At 64.3% G+C, this 1,287-nt stretch carries 1 pseudogene; it reads left to right on the top strand.

Features of this window, described 5'->3' with window-relative positions:
- Positions 1-1,287 (top strand): annotated as a pseudogene (locus EOA27_RS41245) (hypothetical protein); the annotation flags it as partial.

Raw genomic sequence — 1,287 nt, 5'->3', positions numbered from 1 at the left:
ATACAGCTGGCTCGGGCAGACCGCCGGCCAGGTCCTCATGCGAATGATCCGGGGCCGCAACCCGGCGACGCTGAAGAAGCTGCCTCTGTCGATCCTGCGGAAACTCCCTATAGCCGAGGACTACGGGCGTGGCCTCTTCGAGGAGGTTCGCAACGAGCTGCCGCAACTGGTCCGCGAGTGGCCCCAAATCAATCGAGCGCTGTTCTGGAACTGCGTGGCCGAGGAGCGGGCACGCCGGAAGCGCAAGAACGGCGAACGCCTGACAGACTACTGGCATGTGTCGATCTTCGGCGCCTACTGGGCCTTCGACGGCTCCGATTTCGACTACATCATTGAGCAGATTGCCGATCGGCCGCTCACGGACGACAAGCTCGTGGCGCTCACGCTCGCGGTTTCACTCTATCAGCAGAACGGCCGACCGCGTGCATGGCGGGAACGCTTAAAGACGGCGGCGACGATCGATCCCGAAGTCGAGACCGAACTCGATAAGCTGCTCAACCCACCGAAGGGGGCCGCCGCCAAATTCAAGCGGCAGCAGGCCGCCTGGAAGCGTCGATCCGACAGGGAGGCTGCGAAGGAGGCCAAGGCGAAGGAGCGGGCCAAGAAGATCCTGGCGAGCCGCGTCGCTACCATCCGCGACTTCGGCAAGCCAGGCAAGGTCTCCAATGATCAGTACTATCTCCACGAGCAGATGCGGAGTGGCGATAGCCAGCATAACTGGTGGACCGCCGGGAACTGGCGTGCTCTGATCGCGACGTTCGGCGAGGACGTAGCGCGCGCGTTCCGCGATAGCACCGTCGGCTACTGGCGCCAGAATAGGCCGCAGCTTCGCTCGGAAGGCGCGGCCGCCAACAGCACGCCGTTCACGACGATCTTCGGGCTCACCGGCCTCTCCATCGAGGCACGGGAGACCGACGGCTGGCCGTTGGCCCTAAACGCGACCGAGGCGGAGATCGCGACCCGATACGCCCTGCAGGAGCTGAACGGCTTCCCGCCATGGCTGCCCCAGCTGCACAAGGCGTTCCCGTCCCAGGTTCTCGACATCATTCTCAGGGAGATCAGGCACGAGCTCTCGACCGAGATGCCCGAGGGCGAGAGCAATTATGCGCTCTACGACGTCAGCTGGCACGGCGACTGGATATGGGACCAGATCGCGCCGGCGCTGCTGCCCGAGTTACGCGCCAAGCGGGTCAACACCAGGAACCTCAACTACCTCCTGGCCATCATCAACCGCTCCTCGGTCGAAGACGGTACCATCGCCGCGATCGCGTCGCGGAAGGCCAACGC

It is taken from the genome of Mesorhizobium sp. M2A.F.Ca.ET.037.01.1.1 (assembly GCF_003998075.1).
Classification (GTDB): Bacteria; Pseudomonadota; Alphaproteobacteria; order Rhizobiales; family Rhizobiaceae; genus Mesorhizobium.
The sequence above is the reverse complement of the archived record's forward strand: the minus strand, read 5'-3'. Positions and strand labels throughout refer to the sequence as shown.